At 59.2% G+C, this 26,985-nt stretch carries 24 protein-coding genes and 1 pseudogene; 12 read left to right on the top strand and 13 right to left on the bottom strand.

Annotated features, from left to right (window positions below; genetic code table 11):
• Nucleotides 1–28: 28 nt before the first annotated feature.
• A complete protein-coding gene (locus OOF89_RS14735) occupies nt 29–697 on the top strand; it encodes a helix-turn-helix domain-containing protein (RefSeq protein ID WP_266080368.1) in 669 nt (222 codons plus the stop codon).
• On the opposite strand, the gene OOF89_RS14730 is transcribed toward OOF89_RS14735, so the two are convergent.
• The 3 genes and pseudogenes from OOF89_RS14730 to OOF89_RS14720 all read right to left on the bottom strand — a co-directional run bounded on the left by OOF89_RS14730 (nt 698) and on the right by OOF89_RS14720 (nt 3,033).
• Entirely contained in the window at nt 698–1,897 is a 1,200-nt protein-coding gene (locus OOF89_RS14730; RefSeq protein WP_266080366.1) for an AI-2E family transporter, read from the bottom strand. It abuts the gene before it with no gap.
• 220 nt (nt 1,898–2,117) lie between these two features.
• Nucleotides 2,118–2,492, bottom strand: a complete 375-nt coding sequence (locus OOF89_RS14725) for a winged helix-turn-helix transcriptional regulator (protein ID WP_266080364.1) — start codon at nt 2,490–2,492, stop codon at nt 2,118–2,120.
• A 189-nt stretch (nt 2,493–2,681) separates the two neighbouring features.
• Nucleotides 2,682–3,033 (bottom strand): annotated as a pseudogene (locus tag OOF89_RS14720) (DsrE family protein).
• A gap of 1,103 nt (nt 3,034–4,136) precedes the next feature.
• Between OOF89_RS14720 and OOF89_RS14715 the strand changes: the two are divergent.
• On the top strand, nt 4,137–4,445 hold the full coding sequence (locus OOF89_RS14715; RefSeq protein ID WP_266080363.1) for a hypothetical protein: 309 nt from the start codon (nt 4,137–4,139) through the stop codon (nt 4,443–4,445).
• 41 nt (nt 4,446–4,486) lie between these two features.
• Here OOF89_RS14715 and OOF89_RS14710 read toward each other — a convergent pair whose 3' ends face one another.
• Entirely contained in the window at nt 4,487–4,777 is a 291-nt protein-coding gene (locus tag OOF89_RS14710; protein ID WP_266080361.1) for a hypothetical protein, read from the bottom strand.
• Nucleotides 4,778–4,948: 171 nt separating this feature from the next.
• Nucleotides 4,949–5,071, bottom strand: coding sequence for a hypothetical protein (locus tag OOF89_RS14705; protein WP_266080359.1), 123 nt, complete (start codon nt 5,069–5,071; stop codon nt 4,949–4,951).
• A gap of 708 nt (nt 5,072–5,779) precedes the next feature.
• Between OOF89_RS14705 and OOF89_RS14700 the strand changes: the two genes are divergently transcribed.
• Complete coding sequence (locus tag OOF89_RS14700; RefSeq protein WP_266080357.1) at nt 5,780–6,436, top strand: O-methyltransferase; 657 nt, start codon at nt 5,780–5,782, stop codon at nt 6,434–6,436.
• A gap of 73 nt (nt 6,437–6,509) precedes the next feature.
• Nucleotides 6,510–7,553 (top strand): DHH family phosphoesterase, encoded by a 1,044-nt coding sequence (locus OOF89_RS14695; RefSeq protein WP_266080355.1) that lies wholly within the window; start codon nt 6,510–6,512, stop codon nt 7,551–7,553.
• Between the two features lie 49 nt (nt 7,554–7,602).
• Here OOF89_RS14695 and OOF89_RS14690 read toward each other — a convergent pair whose 3' ends face one another.
• From OOF89_RS14690 to trpS, 4 genes are all read right to left on the bottom strand, one after another.
• The gene (locus OOF89_RS14690) at nt 7,603–8,376 is read right to left on the bottom strand and encodes a sulfite exporter TauE/SafE family protein (RefSeq protein WP_266080353.1); all 774 of its coding nucleotides are present in this window, start codon (nt 8,374–8,376) and stop codon (nt 7,603–7,605) included.
• Between the two features lie 12 nt (nt 8,377–8,388).
• Nucleotides 8,389–9,678, bottom strand: coding sequence for an NRAMP family divalent metal transporter (locus OOF89_RS14685; protein ID WP_407661636.1), 1,290 nt, complete (start codon nt 9,676–9,678; stop codon nt 8,389–8,391).
• A gap of 173 nt (nt 9,679–9,851) precedes the next feature.
• Nucleotides 9,852–10,658, bottom strand: a complete 807-nt coding sequence (locus OOF89_RS14680) for a creatininase family protein (protein WP_266080351.1) — start codon at nt 10,656–10,658, stop codon at nt 9,852–9,854.
• Between the two features lie 88 nt (nt 10,659–10,746).
• Nucleotides 10,747–11,853: a tryptophan--tRNA ligase gene (gene trpS, locus OOF89_RS14675; RefSeq protein ID WP_266080349.1), complete on the bottom strand. Its 1,107-nt coding sequence runs from the start codon at nt 11,851–11,853 to the stop codon at nt 10,747–10,749.
• Between the two features lie 246 nt (nt 11,854–12,099).
• On the opposite strand from trpS, the gene OOF89_RS14670 reads away from it, so the two are divergent.
• Complete coding sequence (locus OOF89_RS14670) at nt 12,100–12,330, top strand: hypothetical protein (protein ID WP_266080347.1); 231 nt, start codon at nt 12,100–12,102, stop codon at nt 12,328–12,330.
• A gap of 19 nt (nt 12,331–12,349) precedes the next feature.
• A complete protein-coding gene (locus tag OOF89_RS14665) occupies nt 12,350–12,511 on the top strand; it encodes a hypothetical protein (protein ID WP_266080346.1) in 162 nt (53 codons plus the stop codon).
• Between the two features lie 66 nt (nt 12,512–12,577).
• Here the strand turns inward: OOF89_RS14665 and OOF89_RS14660 are convergent, their stop codons facing one another.
• The 3 genes from OOF89_RS14660 to OOF89_RS14650 all read right to left on the bottom strand — a co-directional run bounded on the left by OOF89_RS14660 (nt 12,578) and on the right by OOF89_RS14650 (nt 16,360).
• Nucleotides 12,578–12,763, bottom strand: a complete 186-nt coding sequence (locus OOF89_RS14660) for a hypothetical protein (protein WP_266080344.1) — start codon at nt 12,761–12,763, stop codon at nt 12,578–12,580.
• 192 nt (nt 12,764–12,955) lie between these two features.
• Nucleotides 12,956–14,224, bottom strand: coding sequence for an MFS transporter (locus tag OOF89_RS14655; protein WP_266080342.1), 1,269 nt, complete (start codon nt 14,222–14,224; stop codon nt 12,956–12,958).
• Between the two features lie 72 nt (nt 14,225–14,296).
• Complete coding sequence (locus tag OOF89_RS14650; RefSeq protein WP_407661635.1) at nt 14,297–16,360, bottom strand: heavy metal translocating P-type ATPase; 2,064 nt, start codon at nt 16,358–16,360, stop codon at nt 14,297–14,299.
• A 221-nt stretch (nt 16,361–16,581) separates the two neighbouring features.
• Here OOF89_RS14650 and OOF89_RS14645 point away from each other — a divergent pair, with 221 nt between their 5' ends.
• A complete protein-coding gene (locus OOF89_RS14645; protein ID WP_266080340.1) occupies nt 16,582–18,015 on the top strand; it encodes a sulfatase-like hydrolase/transferase in 1,434 nt (477 codons plus the stop codon).
• 159 nt (nt 18,016–18,174) lie between these two features.
• Complete coding sequence (locus OOF89_RS14640; RefSeq protein WP_266080338.1) at nt 18,175–19,716, top strand: oligosaccharide flippase family protein; 1,542 nt, start codon at nt 18,175–18,177, stop codon at nt 19,714–19,716.
• Between the two features lie 177 nt (nt 19,717–19,893).
• Here the strand turns inward: OOF89_RS14640 and OOF89_RS14635 are convergent, their stop codons facing one another.
• Entirely contained in the window at nt 19,894–21,144 is a 1,251-nt protein-coding gene (locus OOF89_RS14635; RefSeq protein ID WP_266080337.1) for a hypothetical protein, read from the bottom strand.
• A 253-nt stretch (nt 21,145–21,397) separates the two neighbouring features.
• Here OOF89_RS14635 and OOF89_RS14630 point away from each other — a divergent pair, with 253 nt between their 5' ends.
• The 4 genes from OOF89_RS14630 (at nt 21,398) to OOF89_RS14615 (ending at nt 26,966) form a co-directional block, all read left to right on the top strand.
• Nucleotides 21,398–21,946: a ribbon-helix-helix protein, CopG family gene (locus OOF89_RS14630; protein WP_266080335.1), complete on the top strand. Its 549-nt coding sequence runs from the start codon at nt 21,398–21,400 to the stop codon at nt 21,944–21,946.
• Between the two features lie 164 nt (nt 21,947–22,110).
• Nucleotides 22,111–23,328 carry an Nramp family divalent metal transporter gene (locus OOF89_RS14625; RefSeq protein WP_266080333.1) on the top strand — a complete coding sequence of 406 codons (1,218 nt, stop codon included), beginning with the start codon at nt 22,111–22,113 and terminating at the stop codon, nt 23,326–23,328.
• Nucleotides 23,329–25,332, top strand: a complete 2,004-nt coding sequence (locus OOF89_RS14620) for a hydantoinase/oxoprolinase family protein (RefSeq protein WP_266080331.1) — start codon at nt 23,329–23,331, stop codon at nt 25,330–25,332. It begins immediately after the preceding gene.
• The gene (locus tag OOF89_RS14615; RefSeq protein WP_266080329.1) at nt 25,329–26,966 is read left to right on the top strand and encodes a hydantoinase B/oxoprolinase family protein; all 1,638 of its coding nucleotides are present in this window, start codon (nt 25,329–25,331) and stop codon (nt 26,964–26,966) included. Before OOF89_RS14620 ends, OOF89_RS14615 begins: the two co-directional genes overlap by 4 nt.
• The last annotated feature ends 19 nt before the right edge of the window (nt 26,967–26,985 follow it).

Below are 26,985 nucleotides of genomic sequence, written 5' to 3'. Positions count from 1 at the left end.
CATTCCCCCGAGGTGCCTAGAGAGTGGTATGAGTACTATCGCCATCGTGGGAATTCCAGCCTCAGGGTTCGCACTGCAGACGACACTCGAGCGAGTTCCGGAAGTCGAGTTCGAAGTCGAGCGCGTCGTCGCCACCGAACCCGAACGGGTCATGCCATACATCTGGGCGTCGGCGGAGCCGGACCAGTTCGAAGCGCTCCAAGCGGCGCTCGAAGACGACCCGACGACGGACAACGTCGAACTGCTCGTGGATTTGGAGGAAGAAAGGCTGTACCGGATGTCGTGGGTTGGCAGAACTAAGTTCGCGATTCACATCCTCGTCGAGGAGAGTGGCACCATCATCGATGCGAACGGGAAGGACGATGGCTGGCAACTCAGGATTCTGTTCCCCGACCGGGACTCGCTGTCGGCGACGTACGAGTTCTGCGAAGAGAACGATATCCCCCTCGAAATCGAGCAGATATATCAGATAGACGAATCACCACGGCGGGGGCAGTACGGACTCACCGAAGAACAGTACGAAACGCTCATGGCCGCGCTCGAAGCGGGCTACTACGACATCCCGCGGGAAATATCGGGTGAAGAGCTGTCCGACAGCCTCGGAATCTCACATCAGGCGCTATCGGAGCGTCTCCGTCGAGCGTATAAAAACCTGATTTCGAACGCGCTCGTCGTCGGCGAAAACGAACTACGGTAGTCACGGCGTAGAGTCCCCACGGTCTTGGTCGTCCGGTTTTGCCCCCGTCCGATCACCTCCGTGGCCCGGTGGTATCGGTCCGTCCGGCGACTGAGCTTCCTCGTTCACCGTTGATACATCGGTTGCAGACGACGTACCGGGGAGAATGTTCGGAAATACCTTCCACAGGAATTGGACGGCGATGACCATTATCAGTGGTCCGAGGAAGATACCGTACCAGCCAAAGATCGGTGGGCCGAGGAGATATGCGAACATGATAAGTCCGGTGTGGAACATCCGACCGGAGAGGTACGGTCGCACGTACGTTCGGATGACGTTGTCGAACACGAACGCCATAAATGCGTAAAAGAGAATAGGGAACCAAAGCCGGGTCAGGTTGGTTTCGATCGCAATGATAGCGAGATAGAGGACGACGGTCAAGTACACGATGGAGCGCCCAACAAGCGGAATGAGGGTTGCGAGTCCGGTTGCAACGGCGACGAGCATGGTCTGTGGAATCGCCATCCTCGGCGGCGAGATGAGATTAAAGCCGTTGTAAATTATCGCGGAGACGACGATGATGACGAAGATAGTCAGTGTGTAACCGAAGAAGACCGAGTTCAATCCGCGGTCAACCGCATCCAGATACTCGTACGTCGTGGTCTCCTCGTCGGCAACCGTCCTCCGGAACCAGTCCGCGATACTGCTCTCGTCCCGGATCAGGAAGAAAACAAAAACGAGCGCGAGAAACAGGTTGTACACCTGTGTCGCAAACGTCCCGACGAAGCCACCGAACTGACTGAGCAGGTTTTGCACCGACGGTTCGCGCAGGAGTTGTGTGGCGGAATCGTACAACTGCGTCGGTTCGGTCGGTATCGTTTTGATATCGAGGCCCGGGAAAAGCGTTCGAGCGAGTTGCTCGATATCTTCTGGTCGTATCGTCGAGAGCTGTCCGAAAGAGATGACGACGATAGCGCCGAGTAATCCAACGAAGGGCAAAATGATGAGAGCCAGCGTGAGAAGCGACGCGAGACTAGCGGACAATCCCCGACGTTGAAGCCATCGAGAAATCGGCCGAGCGACGTAGTACAGGAACAGCCCGAATACCACCCATCCGAGGTACGTATCGAGCGAGACGACGAGGACGATGGCGATGGCGATTCCAAATAGCCACCATCCAATCGCGATACCGTCAGAGTCCCGTTCACTCCAAATTTTCACCCTCTCCCCTCGCTATCGGTCTAGACGGTTGAGAAGTTGATAATTCGTTCGGGAGGGAATGTCAGCTGCGGTCAACGAACGCATCCGGAACGGATGGTGGAAACGAACCGCCGAATTCATAGTTCGAGGACGTCCGCACGCTCCCTACCGAGTGGTCGTGGTATCGGGGAGGAAGAAGAAATCGAGAGACGAACGGGAAAATTTGAGCGGATGATGATACCTACGCGATCGATGAGTCCACATCCTTTGCCGGAGTGAGATACCCCATCCCCCAGTCTCGCATCGAGGTGATAACTGGACGGAGCGACTCGCCGTGGCCAGTAAGCGAGTATTCGACACGGACCGGTTTCTGATTGACGATCTCACGCGAAACGAGCTGTTTGGTTTCGAGATCTTCGAGACTATCGGAGAGTACTTTGCTGGAGATACCATCCACGGCCCGCTTCAGTTCGTTGAACCCACTTGGACCGTATTCGAGCAGACGGTGTATGATTACTGGGTGCCATTTCTTCCCGATAAGTGTGGTCGTGGAGGTAATTGGACACCACTCCTCCCCCTCACACCAAATTTCGAGTTGATTCAATTGCTCGGTCATCCTTACTTCGTTACTAGAGCCCCGACGAGTATAGGGTTACCGCTAGTAACTAGGTTTTGGATAGTAATCCGATACGTCGGCACGAAGGACACTACCGATTGCGAAACGACGATTACTCTCCTAATTCCAACAGTATCCGCGCCAAACAAGCGGAGGAAGGAGCGATTCCGGGGCAGTGTGAACGCGTCCTCAGTATGTGATGACTTCGTAATCGTCTCCGACCAACTGTCGAATACTCGGGTGACCCTCGAACTTGCCGACCACTTCAACCTCACTCTCCGCCGCTTCCTCCTCCACTTCAAAGGCACCGGCACAGTACTCACAGACACTGACGTGCGCTTCGAGGGACGCGTACAACACGTGTTCGGGGTGGTCCTCGTCGGCAAGTTCGTCTACCCAATGGGTACCGGCACCGTCGAAGATTATTCTAACTCGTCACCGGCCTCTTGGAACTCCTTTGCGGCCTGCAGTGCGTTGGTCAACCGGCCCAATCCGCGTGCGATTCAGTCGCGGCCAGAACAACGATTGCGGCTTTCGCCATACATACCCATTCGACTACTGCGCATAGATTCCCTCGAAATCGGTTGTGCTGTCCGGTGACTCAGTTTCGAACACCTCCTTTCATCGGAATCGAGACATCGGCCAGGCAATGGTTAGTTGAAAGTACGAACGGTCTACTCCAACCGTCCATCCAACAACTGAACGGACGATGTATCTGTTCGAAAATCGAGGAGAACGCAATCGACCACTTGGAGCAACGCTTTTCCGGGTAATTTTCGGCGAGCGCGGTGATGGGGAGCACATGGAATCAGGACGGCCACTGCACGATAAAACCGGCCCATCGATTCGGGTGAGACGGTTCGACTTCGTGCCCAAGCGTCGGGATGGCGGGAAGAGGTACCGAGTGCGACTGATGCATCGCGAGTACCGATAATCGTTGGAATCTGGATAGCTTTCTGTCGTAGCAACCTTTGCTCCGCAAAATTCGTCGTCTCGCGACGAGGCTTGGATTTGGCATCAGTAGAGCAACAACGACGGACACGAACCCGGTACGGAGTGATTACGAATCGACCGCTCGCCCGCACGTCGCTCATACTCTTGCAGTAAAAAGACGTGAATCGAATTCGGAGTTCGATGAATCGAAATACACACAAAAACGGAGCCAACTCACGCAACGACCGATACTCCTGTGATCGCTGTTTAGACGACGCCATTATCAGAGTCATTCGGACGGCGATAGACGGTTCCTCGCATCCGATCCAAAAGCCCTCGCCTTCCGCCTCTGCTCTGTGTCAGGACTGCTTGGCACGGTTTCGCGCGGACCCGAACGTGTCGTTCAAAACGCTGTTCGAGGACGAGTCTCCCGCTTCGAACCAGTATATCAAGGTCGAGCGACTGTCGTGATTCGAACGGCGAAGACTTTTTTACAGAAAAATCAGCGTCAGACAATGGACTGACGCAGTTTAAATACGGACCCAGTCGAACGCGTACACGATGGAGAAACGTACTCGTCGGTCGAGGGAGTCGTTAGCACAGTGCTACGGGTCATCACGAGTACCGTTTCCGGCACGCCCGCGGGTAGGAATCGATCAGTTGTCAGCAAGCTTCGTCGCGCTGTCTCCCGTTCATTACGAGCATGGAGATATGCGACGGGATTATGGGTGGACCAAAGCCCTCCTCACCAGCCTCCTCGCCGTCGGTGCGATGGGACTCAGCGTCCGTGTATTGCTGACTGGGTTGTTCGTGACGTTCGTAACCTCGGAAGTTCTTTTCGTGGTTCTGTTTAACCTCAGCGTGACTGCTCTGGTGGGTCGGTTGCTCCTTTCGTCGATTACACTCCATCCACGTGACCGTCGTCAGCGGGGAATGCGGAACGGCCAGTCGCGCCCAACGCAAAGACGAACCCTCCATCGAAGCACCCACCAGTCGAAGACGGGTATCGACCGCCTGTAATGGGGAGGAGGGATACGGAATGGACTTGTTCGTCCTTTCAACTACGCCTTGGTAAGCGTCTCGAACGTCGCCGGGTTCTCCCAGAGTTCACCCAACGTCACGGCCGCCAAATATCGGGTCGGTGCAGCGACCCACTCGGTCGTGATGCTGGAATCGACCGCCGGTGCAGTCGGTTCGAACCACCACGCCACATATCGACCGTCGGTGAGTTTCGCGGTCGGATACATCTGACCGTTTACCGAAACATCGACGCGAGAGTCGGATTCGACTAGTGGGGCGTCCTCTGGTGAATCCGCGACCAACACCTCTATCCGAACACATTGGCCGCTCATACAGCCTCACCGTCGACTGTCGCGTTTGTGTTGGTGGTTCCGTAGATGGATGCGACAGTCACGAATGCCATATCACGATCCAACAGCGGGCATCTACAAGAAGTTCAGTCAGGCGGGTGTCTGACGATGTCGTCCATAACACGTTGTTATGAATATCCCGGAGAGAATCGATCACTGACGGATTTCGGCGGCAGTATCCGATAGCAACCACTGCTCGTCGCTTTCGTCCGGATTTCGAAGCTCTATCCACCCGGTCTCGCAAACCACCATCTCGCAGGTTGGCTTTCCAGCCATCAGACACCCTCACAGAGACGGCGGGTGGTCGTTTCGGAGCGGTTCCCTGTTCCGTATGGGGTGTGATTCGGAGCAGACATGGTCGTTTCTTCAGAAGGAATGACGCTCGAAACCCACTTTGGTATGACTAGCCTTCCCTGGAGTAGTCACCACCTACGCGTCGATATTCGGAGATGTGGCCACCATTTGAAGTTGGATTGATAAATGAACAATGTACGAATGAGGGCAACACTCCCGTTTCCGCAGTTGCGATTTTTCTCATCGATTTCGGTCGGGGACGGTACCGGGTCGGGTAACACGTTCGGCTCTGTTCATTTTGCGTACTACTGAAAATGCCACGTCCTTCGTCCAGCGATACTACTTCGGAAATGAGCGTCGCTATTTTCGAATGCCGGTTCGGCATCGGCGTGAGAACGACGGAATCGCCATCATCTTTATTCTCGTCCTCATCGTCTTCCGTGTCTATGAGGATGGGGAACGGTAAAATGGGGGACAGAACGGGTGAAACAAAAGGATCCACCGAAACGGGAGAAGCAGGCGTCAAAATGGTCGCACTCTGGATTCTGGTTACGATCACGTTGTTCATTATAACAAGACGACGAGGGACGAGTTCATCAACATAGACGGAATGGTTCGAACAGGTGGACGGTACATCGGACCTGACCGCATACCCCGAGTATTAACCGTATCGGAGTCGTTTTGTGCCGTATGACTGAGATCCTACCGGAAGAGACGAAGCGATTCGTTCGTGCCGCACTGCCCGAGCCGGACGAGACGCTGAAAGCGATGGAAGAGCGTGGCCAAGGGTTCCCGACCGTCGGACGCGAAGTCGGTCAGTTCCTTCGGTTTCTCGCCTCCGTTACGAATGCGGAGCGTATCTTCGAATTCGGGTCGGGATTCGGCTACTCGGCGTATTGGTTCGCCGAGGCACTTCCCGATGACGGCGAAATCGTCCTTACGGAGTACGACGCGAGCGAACTTCGGGAAGCCCGTGCGTTTCTCGAAACGGCCGGATTCGCCGACCGTGCCGTTTTCGAGAATGGCGACGCCATGGATGCCATCGAACGACACGATGGACCGTTCGATGTCGTTCTCATCGACCACAACAAGGACGGCTACCCCGAGGCCTTGGAAGCCGTGCGCGACAAGGTCGCATCGGGCGGCGTCATCGTTGCTGACAATGCGATGGTCAGTGGAATACAGGAGTTCGACTTGATTCTCGACGCACTCGAAGGGAACGACCCGGAGATGGACGAAGATAGTCGCGGTATCGCGGAGTATCTAGTAGCGATGCGGGAAGACGAGGAGTTCGAAACGTCGGTAGTCCCGCTCGGAGAAGGAATCGCCGTGAGTTGTCGGCGATAGAATTATTCGGGGGCCGAAAGTCTTTTTCGTTGAGGTATGTATTACTCATAGCAGAACCGACAGGAGAGCAACTTTGAGCAGTGGGATCAACGTCAACCCTAAGTCGAGTCCGAACCGGACGGAGATACGTCTCGATTCCTTGCTTCAACTACTGGACGGGAACGACTCGTTAGCCATCCTTTGTCACAACGACCCCGACCCCGACTGTATCAGTAGCGCGCTCGCCCTCTCGACGGTCGCGGAACACGTCGGTGTCGAGGACGTTACCCTGTATTACGGTGGAGAAATCACTCATCAACAGAACCGTGCGATGGTCAACGCCCTCGACATCGAACTGTACCGATTGACCGAGAACTGCCTGCGTTCATCGTCCCTACTCGCGTTCGTCGATCATGCAAAACCCGGTGTCAACAACTCCGTCCCGGAAGGGACGATGCCGGATATCGTCATCGATCACCACTCAGTCACGGGAATCGATGCCAAGTACGTCGACCACAGGGCCGAAGTCGGCGCGACAGCGTCCATCCTAACCGAGTATCTCGCGTTTCTCGACATCGAACTCGACAAGCGACTCGCAACGGCGTTGTTGTTCGGGATTCGCCGGGAGACACTCGCATTCACGCGTAGTGCCACGGGAGCGGAGTACACGAGTGCTCGATTCCTGCATCCACACGCGGATATCAATCTGCTCCGTCGGTTGTCCGATTCTCTGTTCACGCACGAAACGCTCGATTCCATCGGAGAGACGATTCAAAACCGCGCGGTTCGAGGATCGTATCTGGTCACCCACACTGGACGAACGGACGAACGGGATACTCTCCCACAGGCCGCGGATTACCTCCTCAATTTGGAGGGGATCACCACGACACTCGTGTTCGGAATCATCGATGGGACCGTCCATCTGAGCGCGAGAACTCGCGACCCACGAGTCCACATCGGCGAGGTGATGACCGCGGCGTTCGGCGGGGTCGGGAGCGCGGGCGGCCACCGCGATATGGCCGGTGGAGTCGTCCCACTCGGCGTGTTTGGGGAATTGGACGACTGTGACACCGAACTCATCGACCTGCTTACCGACACGCTCACCGAACGGTTTTTCGCCAACACTACGTCTAGCTGACACGCGCCAGGGTGTGCCGGACACCACCTTCCCGGTCTCCGTATCGAGATTACGAAAAAATGAGCGCGAACCCGGCAGCGACGAGTGAACCACCGAGCGCAAGTTTCAAACGGGATGGGTCGATGAAATGAGCGACCCGCCACCCGACGACGACGCCTGCCAGTTCGGGAACACCGATGGCGACGGCCAACGGAATCGACACAGCACCCTCCATCAGGTATGTCGAGGCGGCAAACGCAGAAAGGAACACAGACTGCACTTGCGCGGCTGCCAGTGCGTCGAGCATCGAAACGCCGAGGACGACGAGGACAGGAACGGCGATGACGGGCCCGCCGACGCCGAGCAGTCCACCCAAGAAACCGATACAGAAGCCGAGAACGCCGAAAACGAGGATTCCGAGTGTCGAATCTGTTCGAAACGACCATTTTGAATCCAGACCCCGTTGCTCCCGATAGACGATACTCGTTCCAACCAGCATGGTAAATCCGGTCAACATGATTCCGAATAGGCCATCAGAAAGGACCGTGTTGGCGAACGCCCCGGCAATAGCGCCGACTACGCTCGGAAGCGTTACGAGGGCTGCGAGCCGTCTCCCCGACGTAGAGCGTAGTTCACCGGACTGAAGGTACGTAAGACTTCCAAGCACACCCGTGAAAACAAAGGTCGTCATCGCAGTTCCTGCGACGACCGACGACGAAACGTCCGTCAGTGCGAACAGGGCGACCGTGATGAAAATACCACCTGGTCCGACGGCCGTGATTCCGATACCGGACAGAAACGCAATGACGACCAGGACCGCCAGCGTTGTCGGGTCGGGAAGCATTCGTCTCAGTCGTTAGAGACCGCCCGAGGTCAGTGCGTCGATGAATCCAGGGAGCGACGTCACGGCGAGATACGCCGAGAGGAGGACGAGCAGGAAGTTCACCGCTGTCAGCGCCATCCCGTTTCGGTGTTCTCCCATCGTGTTCCGGTCATTTACCGCCCAGAACAACAAGATCGCCGTGATTGGCAAACCGACGATGGCGTTGTACGCCGGAAACAAGAGTATCATGTCGATAACACTCAGTCCCGCGAACTGGTGTACAAGTGGGGAGAGGCTTCCGATACCGACGCCGACCGCGTAGATGATCTTGAACTCGCGGGTCGCGCTATCGGCGACTCGTCCGCGTGCGTTCTGGAGGAGATAGGCAGGCGTCCACATTATCGGCACGATACTGTTGAACGCCGCCGCGAGGGTTCCGAGGAGAAAGACGATCATCGCCCACTCGCCGAACACGTCGGCAAGCGCTCGGCCCGGCGTGATGAACGTCTCCAGTTCGGTGTACCCAGCAGGACGCAGAACCGCCGCGGCGACGACCACGATCGCCACTGTCGTCAGGCCACCAACGAGATAGCCGATTCCGAGGTCACGACGCATCTCAGAGACGCCTTCCTCACCGACCCAACCCTTTTTGTCCACGAGGTTCGATTCGAGGAAGAAGTTCGGCCACAGCGCGGTCGTCCCGATGATAGCGGCCGCGAGCGTCAACGCTCCACCGACGGGAACTGAGGGAACGAATCCGCCCGCGACGTCCGCCATCGAGGGACTGCTCACGCCTGCGACACCCATGTAAATGACGAGCAAAGCGAGCATCATGGCAGTCATGATGCGCTCCACCCCGTCGTAGTTCAGCACGCCGATGAGGATGGCGAGGAGTCCCGTCACCAGCGCGAGGGGCTGCCAACCGACCGCACCACCGAGGAGTATCGAGACACCTTTTCCGACCGCTGCGGTGAGTTCGAGGGTCCACGCGACACAGCCGATGGATAGAACGGCGGCGATCACCGTCGCACCGGTCGGACCGATTTTTCGACGGACGAACGCCATGAGCGGTTCGCCGAAGATCCCCAGCCGTGCACTCATATCCTGTGCCATGAATCCCAGCAGAACCGCCCCGACGACGGCCCAAAGGAGGCCATATCCGTACCGAACACCGGCGGAACTGGCGATGAATACAGAACCGGAGCCGAAGTAGCTCGCCACCATCACGAACCCGAGTCCGTACTTCTGGAAAAACCCAGTCGTTGCGTCGCGGAACCGACTTCCATAGGAACTCTTCGTTTCCCGACCTGGCTTCGTTTCCATTGATAGTTGCCTCATCACACGTCATCGGTTACTCTCGTGTGCCTGTCTGTGCAAGCCGCTTTTATGCGCGAGAGTAATTGTAAAAACGTTGTGGCAGTTCTGGAGACACCACTGACTTCGGTGTGGAGTGCGGGAACGTTCGAAGAAACGGTGTCAGTTCAACCGTCGGAACATCACGGCGCATACTCGCACCGACTGCCGGGTTGCGGTTCGACGTGCGGTTTCGCCATCAAATCCGAAAATCGCGCACCGTCCAACCACTCGAGGAGGGAGACGAGTTGTTCCGTCGCCGCCTCGAAGATTTTTTCACCTTTCTCGGGTGTCGCGTCGGTCTGGTCGCCGAGCACCCCGTTTTCCGTGTTGTCGATCGCGTCGTAGTAGTTGCGTGCACCGTGAATCGTAAAGTTTCCGTCACGGAGGTCGGCCAAACCACCGTCCCGCGCGTTCGCGAGTTGATCCGTTCGGACCAACTCGCCCGCGATGTGCATGATCATCGCCGTCTCCTTTGGCCCACCGTGGGGGCCGTTGTATTCAAACAGATCACTCACGAGGTCGGGAATCGACTCATCCCACATCCATTCGACGGCGAAGGCGACTTCGTCCTCGCGAAGTCGCCGACCGACCTCACGGAGGTGCTGCATGTTGCCGCCATGGGCGTTGACGTACACGACGCGGTCGATACCGTGATATGTGAGGTTCCGTGTGAAGCTTTCAACGTACTCTCGGAACGCCCGTGCATCGACCCACATCGTTCCGTGGAACTGCTTGTGATGGGGACTGACGCCGACGTTTATCGTCGGCGTGCAGAGGTAGCCCGTTCGGTCCGCGGCCTCCCGTGCTAGCGCTTCCGCGATGAGGTGATCGGTCGCGAGCGGCAGATGCGGACCGTGCTGTTCGGTCGAACCCAGCGGCACGACTGCGACGGATTCTTCGGCGACGTAGTCGCCCAGTTCCGGCCACGTCTTGTCGGCGAGGTACATGCTAAACTAACCGTGGGGAGGGAGCATAAAATTCCGCTCTCGTCCACGAACGGAACGAGTTCGGTCGCACGGAGGCACCGGATTCGCATCAGTGAACTGCCCCGGGGAGGTTGTCCGCGACGTACTGCTCGACTTTCGGCCGAGCCTCCTCGCGTTTCCGATGATGTTCCCGGAGGAACGTTTCGAGCCGTTCCTTGGCAATCGCTTTCAGTTCGCCCGAAAGCATCGCCCCGGATTCGTACTCGGTGCGAATCCGGTTCAGTTCGTCGTCGTCCTCGACGAGATGGTACGCGAGCAGTTCGAACACCATGTCTTCCTCGACGTCGGCGCCCTTTTCGCGGTGTTCCTCGATACTGACCCGGCCGCCGGTTTTCGCCTCGTCGATTTTTCGTTTCGCGTCCGGAATCGAATCGGTGAGGGCGATGTAGCTTTTCGGGTCGGACGAACTCATCTTCCCACCCTGCAATCCCCGCATGAACCGGTGGTACGTACTCGCAGGCTTTCGATACGATGTATCTCGATATCGAGACGCAACGTCTCGCGTCAGCCTGACGTGCGGGTCTTGGTCAATTCCGACCGGAACGACGGTCGGTTTTGGGCCGCCGTGTTCGGTCGATTGCGGACGAAGGATGTCGGCGTATTGGGTCAGCGCCGACGCCATCTTTCCGGGATCGGCATTGCCGTACGTCGCTTCGAACTCGTTTTGTGTGACGTGCCGAGCGAACAGCTTGCTCCGGACGTGATGGTCGTTACCCGCTTGCGACTGGAAGTAGAAGTCCGTCGCGTCGAGGTTCAGTCCTAGCGCGACGTAGTTCAGCAGATACTCCTCTATCACGAGTTCGCGAGCGTCTTCGAGCGACACGTCCCGCGTGGTGTAGGATTCGATGTCCGCCGCGCAAAGGGTGACTTGTGCGCCCATCTCCTGGAACATGAGCACCTGCTCGACCACGCCGAGGTGGCCGAAGTGGAAGACACCCGAGGGCATGATGCCGGTCATCATGGCGAACGGATCGCTTTCGTCGCGGGCATCAAGCACGGTGTCGAGGTCCCGGTGCCCGAAAACGATGCCTCGTCGAACGAGGCGGTTATCGGGCAACCGGTCCGCAAGCTCCGCAACCGGTTCGATACCGAACTGCGCCATCGTCGCCTCGTAGTCTGTAATTTCGACGTCGCCCCACGGATCGATTTCAGGCATGGCTCTCCTCCCGGGTTGTGAGTATCACTATCGGTACAGCAGAAGTCGCTTCAGTGTGCCGTGGTCGGCCAAAATCGACCACCGGCAGTGGCAGATGGATACATGCCAGTTTCCATTCCGTCGGTAGCGCGGAAAAACGTTTCGTCCACGCAACAGCGAGTCGGGAGTCGTTCGAGTCTAAACCCCTGCAGTTCGGCCGGTCAATCCGGCCGAACTGCACATACCATTCGGCGACGGAGGATGCGTATGGACTCCGGGGAAGCGTCCCTCGAACCGGCGAACATCGTCGCCGCGATTCGAGACGCGCCAGCACCGGTCGTGAACACGCGGTATCTCGCGGACGAGTTCGACGTATCGCTTGATGCGATGTTCGACCGACTTCACGAACTGGTCGAGGACGGCGTTCTCGAACACACGGAGGCACGGAACCGAGGTCATCTGTGGTGGCTCTCGGTCGAAACCGAACTGGGGGAGTAAAATCAGCCTTTCGGCGGACTTGTCGGAACAGACTGAGCCACACGTTCTCGCGCACCTCAAACGCCGACTCTTTTCGGACGAGGGGATGTTCTTTCACGCTGGAATCCTCCCCGAGCGAGGTGCTGAATCGTCGATCATCGACCCGAAAACCGATACGAGGATGCCCCGCAATCCATCATAATCGAAGTTGCTATCGGCGCACGAATCGAGCGCCGATTTCGGGTTACTGTCCCGTCGCGTTCCGATTTCATCTGCGACGAAAGACGAACGTCGCGAATGAGACGAGGCCAAGCACGGTACAGAGAACTCCAGCAGTCCAGAATCCGATCAGTTCGGCGATGAGACGAAAGATCGGGGCGATCAGCAGAATGAGAATGAGATACTGCCGTCGCCTGATTCGGTACATTTGGCTTCGGAGAGCGGACTCGTCCATACAGAATTGAATAGAAATCTGATACAAAATCGTTCCCCTCGATGAGATATCACGGCTTACTGAAACCGGCAGATAGATCGTGAAGGCGACGATTGCATTGAGCAGTTGAGTTCGGTATCGATCAGTCACGATGATAGCGATAGCCCGCCGACACCCATCACTCGACGAGTATTTCGAGCTGACGGTCGTCTTCTATTCCGGGTCGGGCAACATCGTGTACAATCCCAGCGCGACAGCCGACAACCCCGCTAACACGAGAAACGCGAAGTCAAACCGGTTCGCGTCGGCGAAATAGCCGACGAACGTCGAACCGGTCGAACCGACCAGAAAAAACCCGGTTCGGAGGAATCCCCACGCGGAGCCCTCGATATGTTCGGGGAGCGCCCGAACGACGTATGCGTTATTCACGGGTGCAATCGCCATCCGAGTGCCGAGGATGGAGACGACGACCGCGAGAACTGCCGTTCCCGACGCGAGCGTGAGGGCCACTGGCGTTACGACACCGATCGCAGTGACGGCGAGAAGGACGGGTTTGACACCGATTCGGTCCGCGGCACCGCCCGCGACGACCTGTGAAACCGCACCCGCGATGAACATGACGCCGAACAACAGGGCAGCGGTTTGCTGGCTCATTCCCTTGGTTTGGAGATACGTCGGCAGAAACGCCGTCAACCCCTGAAAGACAAACAGGAGGAGCGCCATAGCGACGACCGCGAGGAAAATCGAGCGGTCGGAGAGCGTTCGTACGATGTCGCGGAGCATGCGACGGTCGAAGAGTGTCGTGTCGGCGGGTTCGGAATCGAGGCTTCCACCATCCGTCGATTCGGCGTATCCGCCAGCGGTCGTTCCCGAGCGTTCGGGAACGACCCGCCACGCCAACGCTGCGACGACGAAAAACGGAATCGAGAGTCCGGCAAGGATGTATCGCCATCCGACCTCCCCGACGATCGTAGTCGCCACGTTCGGAAGGACTGCGGAACCGATGCTCCCGACGGCGAGCGTGACGCCGAACGCCGCGCCGGCGTTTCGCGTATAGGTGCGCGAGAGAACAGTTCCCCGACTCGGGCCGTACAGTCCGGACCCGAGCCCGAACGCCGTACTTCCAGCGAAGAAAACGACGAACACCGGTGAGAGTCCGATCAGACACAGGCTCACCCCTGATAGACAGAGGCTCGTCGTTAGGAGCGTTCGCTCGCCGATCCGGTCGATAAGAATACCGGCCGGAAACTGCATCAGGGCGTATCCAACCCAGAGGGTCGTAATGGCGAGTCCAGCGGTGGCGTTGGTGACCTCGAACGTCGTTTTTATTTGGGGCAGTAGCGCTGGAACGAGAAATCGCAGGCCGAGGGTGAACGCCCAGCCAAGCGCCACAGCGATGAGAATCCAGCCGCGGCCGTCGCCGCGAAGCCCACGAACCGCGTTTTGGAGACGAACAGTGAGCGAACGAGGACTGGACGACATCGGATGACTCGAAGGTCGTCTGGCGGGAGGTTAAACGAGTGGGTGGCGACCAATGTCACCGGTTCCCTCCAGTCACACAGAGAGGTCGGTGTTCCGAAGCCGTTGGGCATTGACCGCCACGATAACCGTACTCGCCGACATAAAAACCGCTCCGACCGCCGGTGAGAGCAGGACGCCGATGGGTGCGAGGAGACCGGCCGCCAGTGGAAGCGCGAACACGTTGTAGCCGGTCGCCCAGACGAGGTTTTCCTGCATCTTGCGATAGCTCGCACGGCTCAGTCGGACGAGTTTTACCACGTCGAGGGGGTCGTTTTCCACGAGCACGATATCCGCCGACTCGATCGCGACGTCGGTACCGCTTCCGATAGCGATTCCGACATCGGCGCGCGTCAACGCAGGAGCGTCGTTGACGCCATCGCCGACCATGGCAACCAGTTTGCCCTGCTCCTGAAGCTCCATGACCGTCTCGTCTTTCTCCTCGGGAAGTACTTCGGCGAAGTAGGTGTCGATGTCGAGTTCGTCAGCGACGAATCGAGCGACTGGCTCGCTATCGCCGGTCAGCATGGCAACTTCGATGTCCATCGCGTGAAGGGCGTCGATCGCCCGCTCGCTCGCCTCGCGGATGACGTCGGCCAGTGCGAACGCGGCGACGATTTCGTCGTCGGAAACGAGGTACACGACCGTGTGACCCTTCGAGCCGGATTCCCGGGCGAATTCCGAGATGGCAGTCGGAGGGGTCACATCGAACGATTCCAGCAGGTTCGGTCCACCGACGAGCAGTTCACTACCCTCGACCGTCGCTCGAACGCCGCGACCCTTGATGGCTTCGAACTCGGTGACTTCGGGCAGTTCGACGCCGGTTTCGTCCGCTTTTTGTCGAATCGCCCGCGCGATGACGTGTTCCGAGTCGCCCTCGACGCTAGCTGTGAGAGCGAGTGCGCGGTCGTCGTCCCAGTCGTCTACGGTTTCGATGCCCACGACACCCTGTTCGCCGCGCGTGAGCGTCCCTGTCTTGTCGAACATGATGGTATCGAGGTGTCTTGCATCCTCCATCGCGATTCGGTCGCGGACGAGGACGCCGTTTCCCGCCGCCATCGAGGTGTTGATGGAGACGACCAGCGGAACGGCCAAGCCGAGCGCGTGTGGACAGGCGATGACGAGAACGGTGACGACTCGCTCGACGACCGCGATGTCGAAACCGGTTGCGAGAATCCATGCGACCGCGGTGATCGTGGCAACGGCGAGCGCGACGTAGAACAGCCATCCCGCGGCTCTGTCGGCAAGTACCTGCGTTCGGGACCGACTCCCTTGTGCATCCTCGACCAGGCGCATGATCCCGGCCAATGTCGTCTCGTCACCAGTCGCGGCCACGCGAACGCGCAGGCTTCCATCGCCGGAGTTGATGGTACCGGCGATGACCTCGTCGCCAGCGTCCTTATCAACGGGACGTGATTCTCCGGTAATCATCGACTCGTCGGCGGTCGAATCGCCGTCTTCGACGACGCCATCCGCCGGAATGCTCGCACCGGGTCGGACGAGTATTCGGTCACCGTCGCGGAGGGTGGTGGTCGGAACCGCCTCGGTCGTCCCATCGTCGGCGATTCGTTCGGCGGTATCGGGCATCAGTTTCGCCAGTTCGTCCAACGCACCGGAGGCTTGTCGGACACTTCGCATCTCCAGCCAGTGACCGAGAAGCATGATGTCGATGAGCGTCACCAGTTCCCAGAAGAAACTCATCGTCCCGGGAAGGAAGAGAAACGCCGCGAGGCTGTAGACGAACGCGACGGTGATGGCGAGCGAAATGAGCATCATCATCGCTGGTTCGCGATTTTTCGCCTCCACGCGAGCCATACCGAGAAACGGAACCCCACCATAGGCAAAGACGATGACCGCGAAAACCGGCGTTACCCACGTGCTACCGGGAAACCGAACCGCGGTATATCCGAGCGTTGACTGGACGAACGGGCTGAAATAGAGGACCGGAACCGAGAGAGCCAAACAAATCCAAAACCGTCGTCGAAACATCGATTCGTGTCCGTGGTGGTCCACGCTGGCACGAGTCCCCCCGAAGTCATCCTCGCGCTCCGTCACCGTTCGTTTCACGCTCTCGTGCCCCTCTTCGTGTGTGTCTATCATCGTTCCCCCACTAACACGGTTGTACGCGAGGTGCCGACTTGACTCTGTTCCATACAGTGATATATTTTAACACCAGAGCCGAGAGCGGGCGCACAGTGTGAGAAAAAAGGAATCGCGGGGAGCTAAGATCACTAACCACGGAGGACTCGGTTTTACTGATACTCCGTTTTGTAAAGATGTGGCCGACATCGTTTTACGTCAGTTTGGTATTTGCTGTACCAATGGTCCCCTCTAAGAATCCAACAGACGCTTCGAGGCCTCGAAACGTTCTCGTCGTCTGTCTCGATACGGTACGAGCGGATTTCTTTGCCGAATACGCGAAACGTCTCCAACGGCTTGCGGACGTGTCGTTCACGCAGTGTCGTGCGGCGAGTTCGTGGACCGTTCCGAGCCACGCGAGCTTGTTTACGGGGAAACTCCCCTCGGAACACGGGGTCCATACCCATAATCGGCGATTCGATAGCATCGACCGCGAGGAAACGTTTCTCACCGACCTCGACGGGTATACTACGTTCGGCGTGAGCGCGAACGCCTTCGTTAGTCCGACCTACGGGTTCGATTCGTGGCTGGACGAACTATCCACCATCGAACCGAAACATCGCTATCCGGAAGCGACCAGTCTTAACGAAGTCGGGCAACGAACCGACGCGACAGGTGGAACGAAGTACATCGAATATCTCAAACGAGCCGTGAAGCACGACCATCCGGTGTTGAGCCTGAAAAACACCGCCTTCGGCTTTCTTCACGAGACGACGAAAACAGGACCGATTCGGAAACAGGTCGATGACGGTGCATCGGCCGTGGTTCGATCTGCAGAGCAGCATATCGAGGATGCGTCGGTGCCGTTCTTCGGGTTTTGTAACCTCATGGACGCCCACACACCGCTACACCCCTGCCAATGGTTCGACTCCTCACTCCAGCAAGTGCCGAACTCGTGGAGTTCCAGTCAATACGACGTTTGGGAGCTGATGGACGAATCGGAACGCCACGACGAATACTGGCATCTCCGCGAGCAAGTGTACGGTGCAACCATCGAGTATATGGACCGCGTGCTCACGGATTTCGCTCATCGCGTTCTCGACTCGGCACCGAATACGACCATCGTCGTCACGGCCGACCACGGGGAAAACCACGGTCGCGAGGCCGACGACTTCCTCGCAAATCACAAAAGTAGTCTCTCAGAGGGACTACTTCACGTCCCGTTGTTGCTCATCAACCCACCGGATGGATACGAAAGCGTCGAGGACGAATACGTCTCTCATCTCGACCTCGGTGACCTCGTTCTCGGACTGGCGAACGGGGAGACACCGGACGTGTTCCGCGACCGACTGCCCGCCGAACTGGTCGGTATGAGTGCCGGACCGGAACCGCCGTCAAACCAGGAATATTGGGACCGCATGATTCGGTGTGTATACGACGGTGCGACGAAGACGGTCTGGGATTCGCTCGAAAACCGCACCGAATACGAACTCGACCGTGACCGACTATCCTGGCAGGAAAAAGTGGAAACGGACGAAGGAACTCCGACAGGCGAGTCCGAGTTCTTCGACACGACGATCGGGGAGGCAAAGACGGCAGCGAAGGACGAAAAGACCGACGAGGCGGCAGTCGATTCGGCAACCGAGTCGCGCCTCAAGGAACTGGGATATCTGTAATCGGCACCAGTTTGACTCACGCATGTTCCGACCGGCGGTGTTCATCCCGAACGGTTACCTACTCGGATTTTCCGCCGTTGTGCGAAACAGACGCACACACGCGGGACGCGAAAGCGCAAGAGATAATCAGCTCTAATCGTATAGCACCAATCTAAGATAATGGCTGACCAATCGTCGGACTCATCGCTCAAATCCGTTTCTCGCGGTGCGTCTTTTTTCATGGCCGGGAAGGGTCTCGACAACGGACTTCGATTCGTCCTGAATTGGGTGCTCGTCCGGGGACTCGGTGGCCTGTTGTTCAGTGTGTACACCCTTGGGTTGGTCGTATTGACGTTCGCACAGGTGTTCACCAATCTCGGGACGAATCAGGCCATCATGAAATTCATTCCCAAATACGATGGCAATCCGCTGAAACGCCGTCGGATGTTGGGTCTCTCCTATCTGACCTCGCTGGTTGCCGGTGTCGCCGTCGGCGTAATCATCTTTGTCGCCGCCCCGTGGATTTCGCAGTACGCTGACCCAGAGTATCAAAAACAGTTCGTGGATGTACTGCGTGTCTTCGCGTTTCTCCTCCCCCTCGACACGCTCATTAGCTGTTTCGGGAGTCTCTTCAAGAGTCTCGAAATGCCGGAGTATCAGGTGTTCATCCGGAACATCCTGACGCCGCTCTTTCGCGTCATCGGCGTCAGCATCGCGCTTCTCCTCGGATTGGCCCTTCTAGAGACGGTCGTCGCCACCGTCGTCGCTGCTGTCATCGTGTTCTGTATCGCTATCTGGTTGGTGGTTACGAAGGCCGACCTCAAACCGAAATTCGGCGCATCGCGCGACGAACTCATCGAGTTCTACGACTTCTCGCTGCCGCTCACCGCCAGCCATACCGGACAGGTGCTCGCGAGCAAAGTGGACCTGCTGATGGTCGGATTTCTCGCGGGGGCATATATTAGTACGCCGGACGCCGTCGGTATCTACAAAATCGCCGTCGTCCTCGCCGGAATACTGCTCCTCCCGCTGAGCGCGTTCAGTCAACTGTTTCCGCCCATCGCATCCCGGTTGTACAACAACGGGGAGATGAAGGACCTCGAAACGTTGTACCGTCGAATTACCCGATGGACGTTCACGCTGGGATTGTTTCCGGCAATCGGTGCCGTCATCTACGCGCACGAACTGCTCGTCCTGTTCAGCGAATCGTTCGCTCAGCAGGGGGTAATGGTTCTGCTGTTGTTGGTCGTCGCCCAACTGGCGAACGCGAGCGTCGGTCCGTCGGGCTACGTGCTGATGATGACCGATCATCACTATCTCGCACTCGTCAATCAGTGGGTACTCGGCGTCTGTAACGTCATCATGAACTATCTGTTCATCAAGGAGTTCGGGCTCATCGGCGCCGCGCTCGCGTCGGCGACGGTCATCGTCGCCATCAACGTCCTCCGGATTTACGAGGTCTGGTATACCGAAGGGCTCTTTCCCTACTCCCGACGGTACATCAAACCCGTGTTCGCCGGGGCAGTCTCGGCCGTCGTGATGTTCGGCACGAAAACGATACTCACGGGCTACGTTTCGGGGATCGGATCCGACGCGATCGTCGCGCTCGTGCAAGGTGCAATCGGTGGTGTCGTTGGACTCGCCGCGTTCGCCGGAATGCTGTACTTGCTCGGTATCGAGCAGGAAGACCGCGACTTCTTCGCGGAGAACCTCCCAACGTAAAAGAAGGTCGATTACCTCGGATTCCTCGCCTCGTCAACCGTTTTTACGACGGCCCGGTCGCTCAACTGTGGTTTGGGGGAGGACAGCGGCCTGCCCATCCTGCTGTAGAGCCGAGAGGGGACGAACGAGCGCACGGGAAAGATGCGAAACCGGATACGACACGAATCCCGACCATTCTCACTGTTCGAAAGTGTCGGAGGCGAGTGTGTTGGCGACGTTCGACAGATATCTCGCACCCCAAAGTGCGACCACGACGCCGCCGAGTGTATCGAACACCAAATCCAGCATCGTGTTTTCGAGGGAGTACTGTGCGAGCACGTTCTGGGTTCCCGTCATCGACGCAATGCCGTCGAGTCCGAACTCCAGCAGTTCCCAAAGAACGCCGAAGGCGAGCGTAAAGAGGAGGATGAAAACGAACATGAACTTCTTCGGGAGATAGATGGAGTCCGCGTGGACGTCGAGAGCGCGAACGACGGTATATCCCGCCGCCGCGACGAGCGAGGACGAAAGTGCGTGGGTCAGCTGGTCCCACAATCCGATGGATTGGTAGAGGCCGACCGTGCCGATTGCGTGGAGAAACACCGGGACGACGATCCAGAGCGTCAGTCGCGTATCCATTGGAAGGCCATAGTTTCGTTCGAGCAGGGCGGGGAGTTCTGTCAGCGCGAGGGCAACTGCCGTGTTGACGATGATACCGACGTTTACCTCGTAAAGGCCATAGAGCAGCACGCCGACGAGGACGAGCTGAAACCCTCGAACGACCTGACGCTGGCGCGTCTCGGACAGCCCCCATCCCTCGGTCGCACCGACGGCGGTCGTTTCCGCCCCTCGCTTGCGTCCGTCGTCGGAACCAAACCCGAAGCGCGCTGTATCGATGCGCCGAAAATACGCCGCGAACAGCAGTCCGGCAACGACCCCCGCACCGGTCGCCGCGAACAGGGACCACATCACGGCGTTGAGCCCCGGGAGGTTCTGCATCCCGAAAAATCGGTCGCCGGCCCACTGGACGACCGCCCACACTCCCGCGCTCGCCATGGTCGCGACGGCGACGAACAGCACGGCGAAGAACGGCGAGAGTTCGACCGCCGTGAAGGCGTCGAACTCGACGGCCAGCACCAGCGCGAGTCCGGCCACGGCGACGAACGTCGCAACCGAGCGTGGAAGCAACGACCCGAGCGGGACGCTGAGAAGGCCAATCGCGACCGCAAGGAGCGATTCCCACGGAACCATCGCCGTCGGGCGGCGGAAAACGAGCGCGGGAACCGACGCGATGAGAATCGACGCGACGCCGAATACGGCCCACAGGTAATCGCCGCGGAGCGTGCTGACGAGGACTGTGACCCCCATCGCCGCCACGAGAAACCACGCGACCAGTGCGTTTCGGTTCCGTTGCGTGGTTTCCCCGTTGGTTGTTTCCGTTCCGAGCATGAAGGGGGTACGTTCGGCAAGGGGTAAAATGTGCAGTGTGAGATGGGGCGTTCGGTTGCCCACGTCCGTGGCTACGCTTCAATGAAAGCGAAAAACCGTCATCGAGGGGAAGAACTACGTCGATTTCGACGCCGATACCGTCACTCTCGGAACAAGCGAGGATGAGCACGGAGCGGGACGGGAAATGGTCGCGATAGCGGAACAACGCACGGGGACAGAACGATAACCTTCCTCACCAGTAGTAACACACGAGATGACGAACCGTATCACGGTGTCGCTGGACGACGACGCACAGACGGCACTCGACAACCTCGTCGGACAGGCCGACAAGCCCCAGAGCGAACTCGTCAGGCAGGCACTCACCTTCTACGCCGCGAACTACGACGCGGCGACGGCGGATGCCGGTGAAAACCTCGAGGCGTATCATCAGATGCTATCGAGCGGCGAACACGTTCTGCTCGACGTGGATTTCCTTCACTGCTTTCTGGACTACGTCGAAAACGAAACGGGCGAACCGAACCCCGACTTCCTGGAACAGGCGGACAAGGTCTCCGAGTATCACGCCCGAGAGTACGAACATCGATTCGATACCCTCGGCGAACTCCTCGATTGGCTGTCGCTGTGCGGGTTTTTGACCGTTCGTGCGACGCGAGGGAACACCTACCACGTGGTGTTTCCGACCGAATCGGTGAAGTGGTTCATGATGCGATTCATCGAATTGAGTACGGCCAGACTGCCGTTCGAACTCGAGATCGAGGAAGGCGTTTCGAAGGTGCTCATCACGGAGGTTCGGGAGGATTGATGCAGAAATAAACGAAGGGGTAATAGGGTGCGTCGTATGAGTGGTTCTTACGATTTCATACTCGTTCATACGATCGTCACTCCCCATAGACAGCAGTACACACCGTTCTTAGGGGGGATTTAAGTTCAAATCGTGGGTTGAGACAGCATAGCACGACAAGAACCATGAACATTATAGATAGGCTACAATCCATCGGGCCGGGCGCGATGGTCGCGGCGGCATTCATCGGCCCCGGAACGGTAACGACTGCGAGCGTGACGGGTGCGAAGTTCGGTTACGCCCTCGTCTGGACCATCGTGTTCTCCATCATCGCCACCATCGTCCTCCAGGAGATGAGCGCCCGCTTGGGCGTCGTCTCGCGCAGAGGTCTCGGCGAAGCGCTCAAAGAACAGTTCGACAACCCCGCACTCTCCACGATCAGCATCGCGCTCGTCGTGAGCGCGATCGGCATCGGGACGGCGGCCTACGAAACCGGGAACATCCTCGGCGGGGCCGCCGGACTCGAAGGCGTCACGGGAATCAGCGCGAACATCTGGGGTCCATTGATGGGCCTCTGTGCTGGCGCGCTGTTGTGGACCGGGCGCTACAAACTCATCGAGAAAGCGCTCGTTTTCCTCGTCGGACTCATGGCCGTCTCGTTCGTCATCGACGCGATAATCATCGGTCCCGACCTCGGTTCCCTGGCGATGGGATTCGTCCCGAGCGTCCCCGAAGGCTCGACCTTCCTCATCACGGGCCTCATCGGAACCACCGTCGTCGGCTACAACCTCTTCTTACATGCCGGTAGCGTCCAAGAGCGGTGGGCCGGGCCGGACGAACTGGGCGAATCGCGCGCCGACACGATACTCTCAATTCTCATCGGGGGAGCCATCACCATCGCCATCCTCGTCACCGCGGCGGCGGCGTTCCCGGTCGGTACCCAAATCAGCGACGTGAGCCAGATGGCGGAACAGATAGAACCGCTCGCCGGACCACAAGCGACCTTCCTGTTCGGGATCGGTCTCTTCGCCGCCGGGTTCACGAGCGCGACCACGGCACCGCTGGCCGGTGCGTACGCCACGGCTGGTGCGCTCGGCTGGGACACCGACCTCAAATCGACGAAGTTCCGCGCCGTCTGGGGGTCCATCCTACTCATCGGTATCGTCTTCTCCGGGCTCGGCTACAGTCCCGTGCAGGCGATCGTCTTCGCACAAGTCGCGAACGGTATCCTTCTTCCCATCGTGGCCCTCTTCCTCATCTACGTGATGAACGACCGCGATATCCTCGGAAAGTACGTAAACAGCACCGCACAGAACGTCGTCGGCGTGGTCGTCACGCTCATCGTCGTTTGGCTCGGTCTTCGCTCGCTCTACGGCGTCGCACAGAGTTTGGGGGTACTCTGAATGGGCGGCGATACACGCGTCGGTGTCGATGTGGGGGGCACCTTCACAGACGTGGTTCTCCTCATGCCCGACGACGAGCTCGTGACGGCGAAAGTCCCGAGCACGGACGACCAGAGCGTCGGCGTCATCTCCGGCATCGAAAAAGCCTGCGAGGAGGCCGGAATCGACCCGAGCGACGTGGACGTGTTCACCCACGCGATGACGGTTTCCGTCAACGCGCTGCTCGAAGAGAACGGCGCGGAGACGGCCCTCGTGACCACGGAGGGATTCCGCGACGTGCTCGAAATCGGGCGGCAGGCCCGACCGGACCTCTACGACGTGAACGTGGACAAACCCGCACCGCTCGTTCCGCGACGGCGCAGGTTCGAAGTGGAGGAGCGAACCGCGATCGTCGGCGTCCGAGTCGCCCCGGACGAGGACGAGATCCGCGAAATCGCACGTAACGTTCGCGACTGCGACGCGGAAAGCGTCGCAGTCGCGCTTCTGCACGCCTATCAACATCCAGAGAACGAGCAGATCGTTACCGAAATCCTCCGCGAGGAACTCGACGTTCCGGTCTCCGCGTCACACGAAGTGCTCGCGGAGTTTCGCGAATACGAGCGTACATCGACGACGGTCGTCGATGCCTACGTCACGCCAGCGATCGACGCCTACATCGGTCGGTTGGAGGAGCGTGCGGAAACCCTCGGCGTACCCGTCCCACGAATCATGCAAGCCAACGGCGGCATCGCCCCGGCCAGCACCGTGCGCGAACATGCCGTGACCACGACGATGTCCGGCCCCGCCGCGGGCGTCGTCGGCGCGGCGGAAACCGCCACCGGGGACCTCGACGGACTGGTCACGTTCGACATGGGTGGCACGTCGAGCGACGTGAGCCTCGTTCGTGACGGCGAGGTCGAACGAACGACGAACGCGGAGATCAACGGCCGACCCATCAAAACCCCGATGGTGGACGTGAACACAGTCGGAGCAGGTGGCGGGTCGATCGCGTGGGTTGACGCCGGAGGCGCGCTCCGAGTCGGACCGCAGTCGTCCGGGGCGAACCCCGGCCCGGCCTGTTACGGACGGGGCGGAACGAAGCCCACGGTCACTGACGCGAACGTCGTCCTCGGCTACATCGGCGGGAGTTCGGCGCTCGGCGGCGAACTCGAACTCGACGTGGAAGCGGCCCACGATGCCCTCTCCCGACTGGCCGACGAAGCCGGACTCGATAGCGCGCTCGACGCCGCACGCGGCGTCTTCCGGGTCGCCAACGCGAATATGACGCGAGCGATTCGGTCCGTCACGGTCGAACGAGGCCACGACCCCCGCGGATTCGGCCTCGTCGCGTTCGGCGGCGCAGGACCGATGCACGCCGCCGCGCTGGCGGAGGGGTTGGATATGGACTCAGTCGTCGTCCCGCACGCCTGCGGGGTCCTGTCGGCTTACGGCCTGCTCGCCGCCGCCGAAAAACACGACTCGGTTCGAACCCTCCGAAGCCACCTCTCGGGAATCACACTGGAGTCGATCGAAACGACGTACGACGGCCTTACGGAGGACGTGCTGGCGGACGTGGAGAATCCGAACGATGCCATCGTTCGTCGCGCCGCGGACCTTCGATACGTGGGCCAGAGCTTCGAACTCACCGTTCCGGTCGGCGAATCGTTCGACGCGGAGGCCGTCGCTGGTCGCTTCGCCGAGGCGCACGAGAACACGTACGGCTACACGATGGACGACCCAATAGAACTCGTGAACCTCCGCGCGACGGCAGTCGTCGAGCGCGAATCGTTGTCTGTCTCCTATCGGACCGCGGGCGGTGCGAGAAAGGGAACCCGCGAGGTCTTCTTCGGCGAGCAGTTCCACGAGGCCCCCGTGTTCGACCGCGTCGGGCTCGACGAGGGGCAGACGGTCGAGGGACCCGCTATCCTCGAACAGAACGAGAGCACCGTCGTCGTTCCCCCAGCATGGAGTGGCACGGTACAGGTGGATGGAACCCTCACGCTCTCCGGAGGTGACGACGAATGAGCGACGAAAACCACACCGGTTTCGAGGACGACATCGACCCTGTGACGCTCGAGATCATGCGCAATCAGTTCGAGAGCGTCGCGGAGGAGATGGGACAAGTGCTCATCACTTCGTCGTACTCGCCGAACATCAAGGAGCGACGGGACTGCTCGACCGCGTTGTTCGATGCCGAGGGCAGACTCGTCGCGCAGGCGGAACACATTCCGGTTCACCTCGGCGCGATGCCCGCGGCAGTGACGACGGTACTACGATACGACCCTCAACCGGGCGACGTGTTCGTGCTGAACGACCCGTTCGAGGGTGGCACGCACCTCCCCGACGTAACGATGGTTTCCCCCATCACCATCGACGATGAAATCCTTGGCTACGCCGTCTCCCGGGCACACCACGCCGACGTCGGCGGGATGACCCCCGGAAGCATGCCCGCCGGGGCGCGTGAGATATATCAGGAGGGAATCCGACTGCCGCCGGTCAGACTCGTGAACGGCGGGGAGGTAAACGACGACGTGATGAACCTCCTGCTCGCGAACGTCCGGAACCCCGGCGAGCGCAGGGCGGACATCCGTGCACAAATCGCGGCCAACGAACGGGCGGAGAACCGACTCGGCGACCTCGTGAGCGAACACGGACACGAACGCGTCGTCGCCGCTTTCGACGCCGTGATGGAGTATTCACACGACCGCATCAGCGCCGAACTGGCCGACCTTCCGGATGGAACCTACACCGCACGAGACGTGATGGAAGGCGACGGGGTCGTCGATGACGAGATACCCATCGAGGTGACGGTGACGGTCGATGGCGAGCGAATCGAGGTCGATTTCGCCGGGACCGCAGAACAAGTGGCCGGAAACGTGAACGCGCCGCTCGCGGTCGCGAAAAGCGCAGTCTACTTCGTCATTCGGTGTGTGACAGACCCCGAAATTCCACCGAATCAAGGCTGTTACGACCCGATTTCCGTGTCGGTTCCGGATGGATCGCTGTTGAACCCGCGACCTCCTGCAGCGGTCGTCGGGGGGAACGTCGAAACCAGCCAACGGGTGACGGACGTAGTGTTCACCGCGTTCGCGGAGGCCGCCCCGGACCGGGTCCCGGCACAGGGACAGGGGACGATGAACAACCTCACCATCGGGAGCCGAGACGGTGGCGAGGACGGCTTTACCTACTACGAGACCATCGCGGGCGGGTTCGGCGGACGACCGACGAAGGACGGAATGGACGGCGTACAAGTCGGGATGACGAACACGTTGAACACGCCGGTCGAGGCCCTCGAAGCCGAGTACCCGCTGTTCGTGGAGGAGTACGGACTCCGCGAAGACAGCGGCGGACGCGGCAAGCATCGGGGTGGTCTCGGCGTCGTTCGCTCGGTTACTGTCGAAGCGGACGCAACGGTGTCGCTGCTGACGGAGCGACGCCGTGTCGCGCCGCGAGGAATCGCGGGGGGCGACGACGGCGAACCGGGCGAGAACCGAATCGCGGGGACGGTCGTTCCGGCGAAGACGACGCGCGACGTGCCCGCCGGAACGACGATTACGGTCGCCACACCTGGTGGTGGCGGCCACGGACTCGCGGACGAACGTGACCCCGAGGAGATCGAACGTGACCGCGCCGACGGGAAGATGGAGTGGGACGAATGAGGAAGGATTCGAAAACGGA

This window comes from Haladaptatus caseinilyticus (genome assembly GCF_026248685.1).
GTDB lineage: Archaea > Halobacteriota > Halobacteria > Halobacteriales > Haladaptataceae > Haladaptatus > Haladaptatus caseinilyticus.
This window is presented reverse-complemented; position numbering and strand designations above follow the sequence as displayed.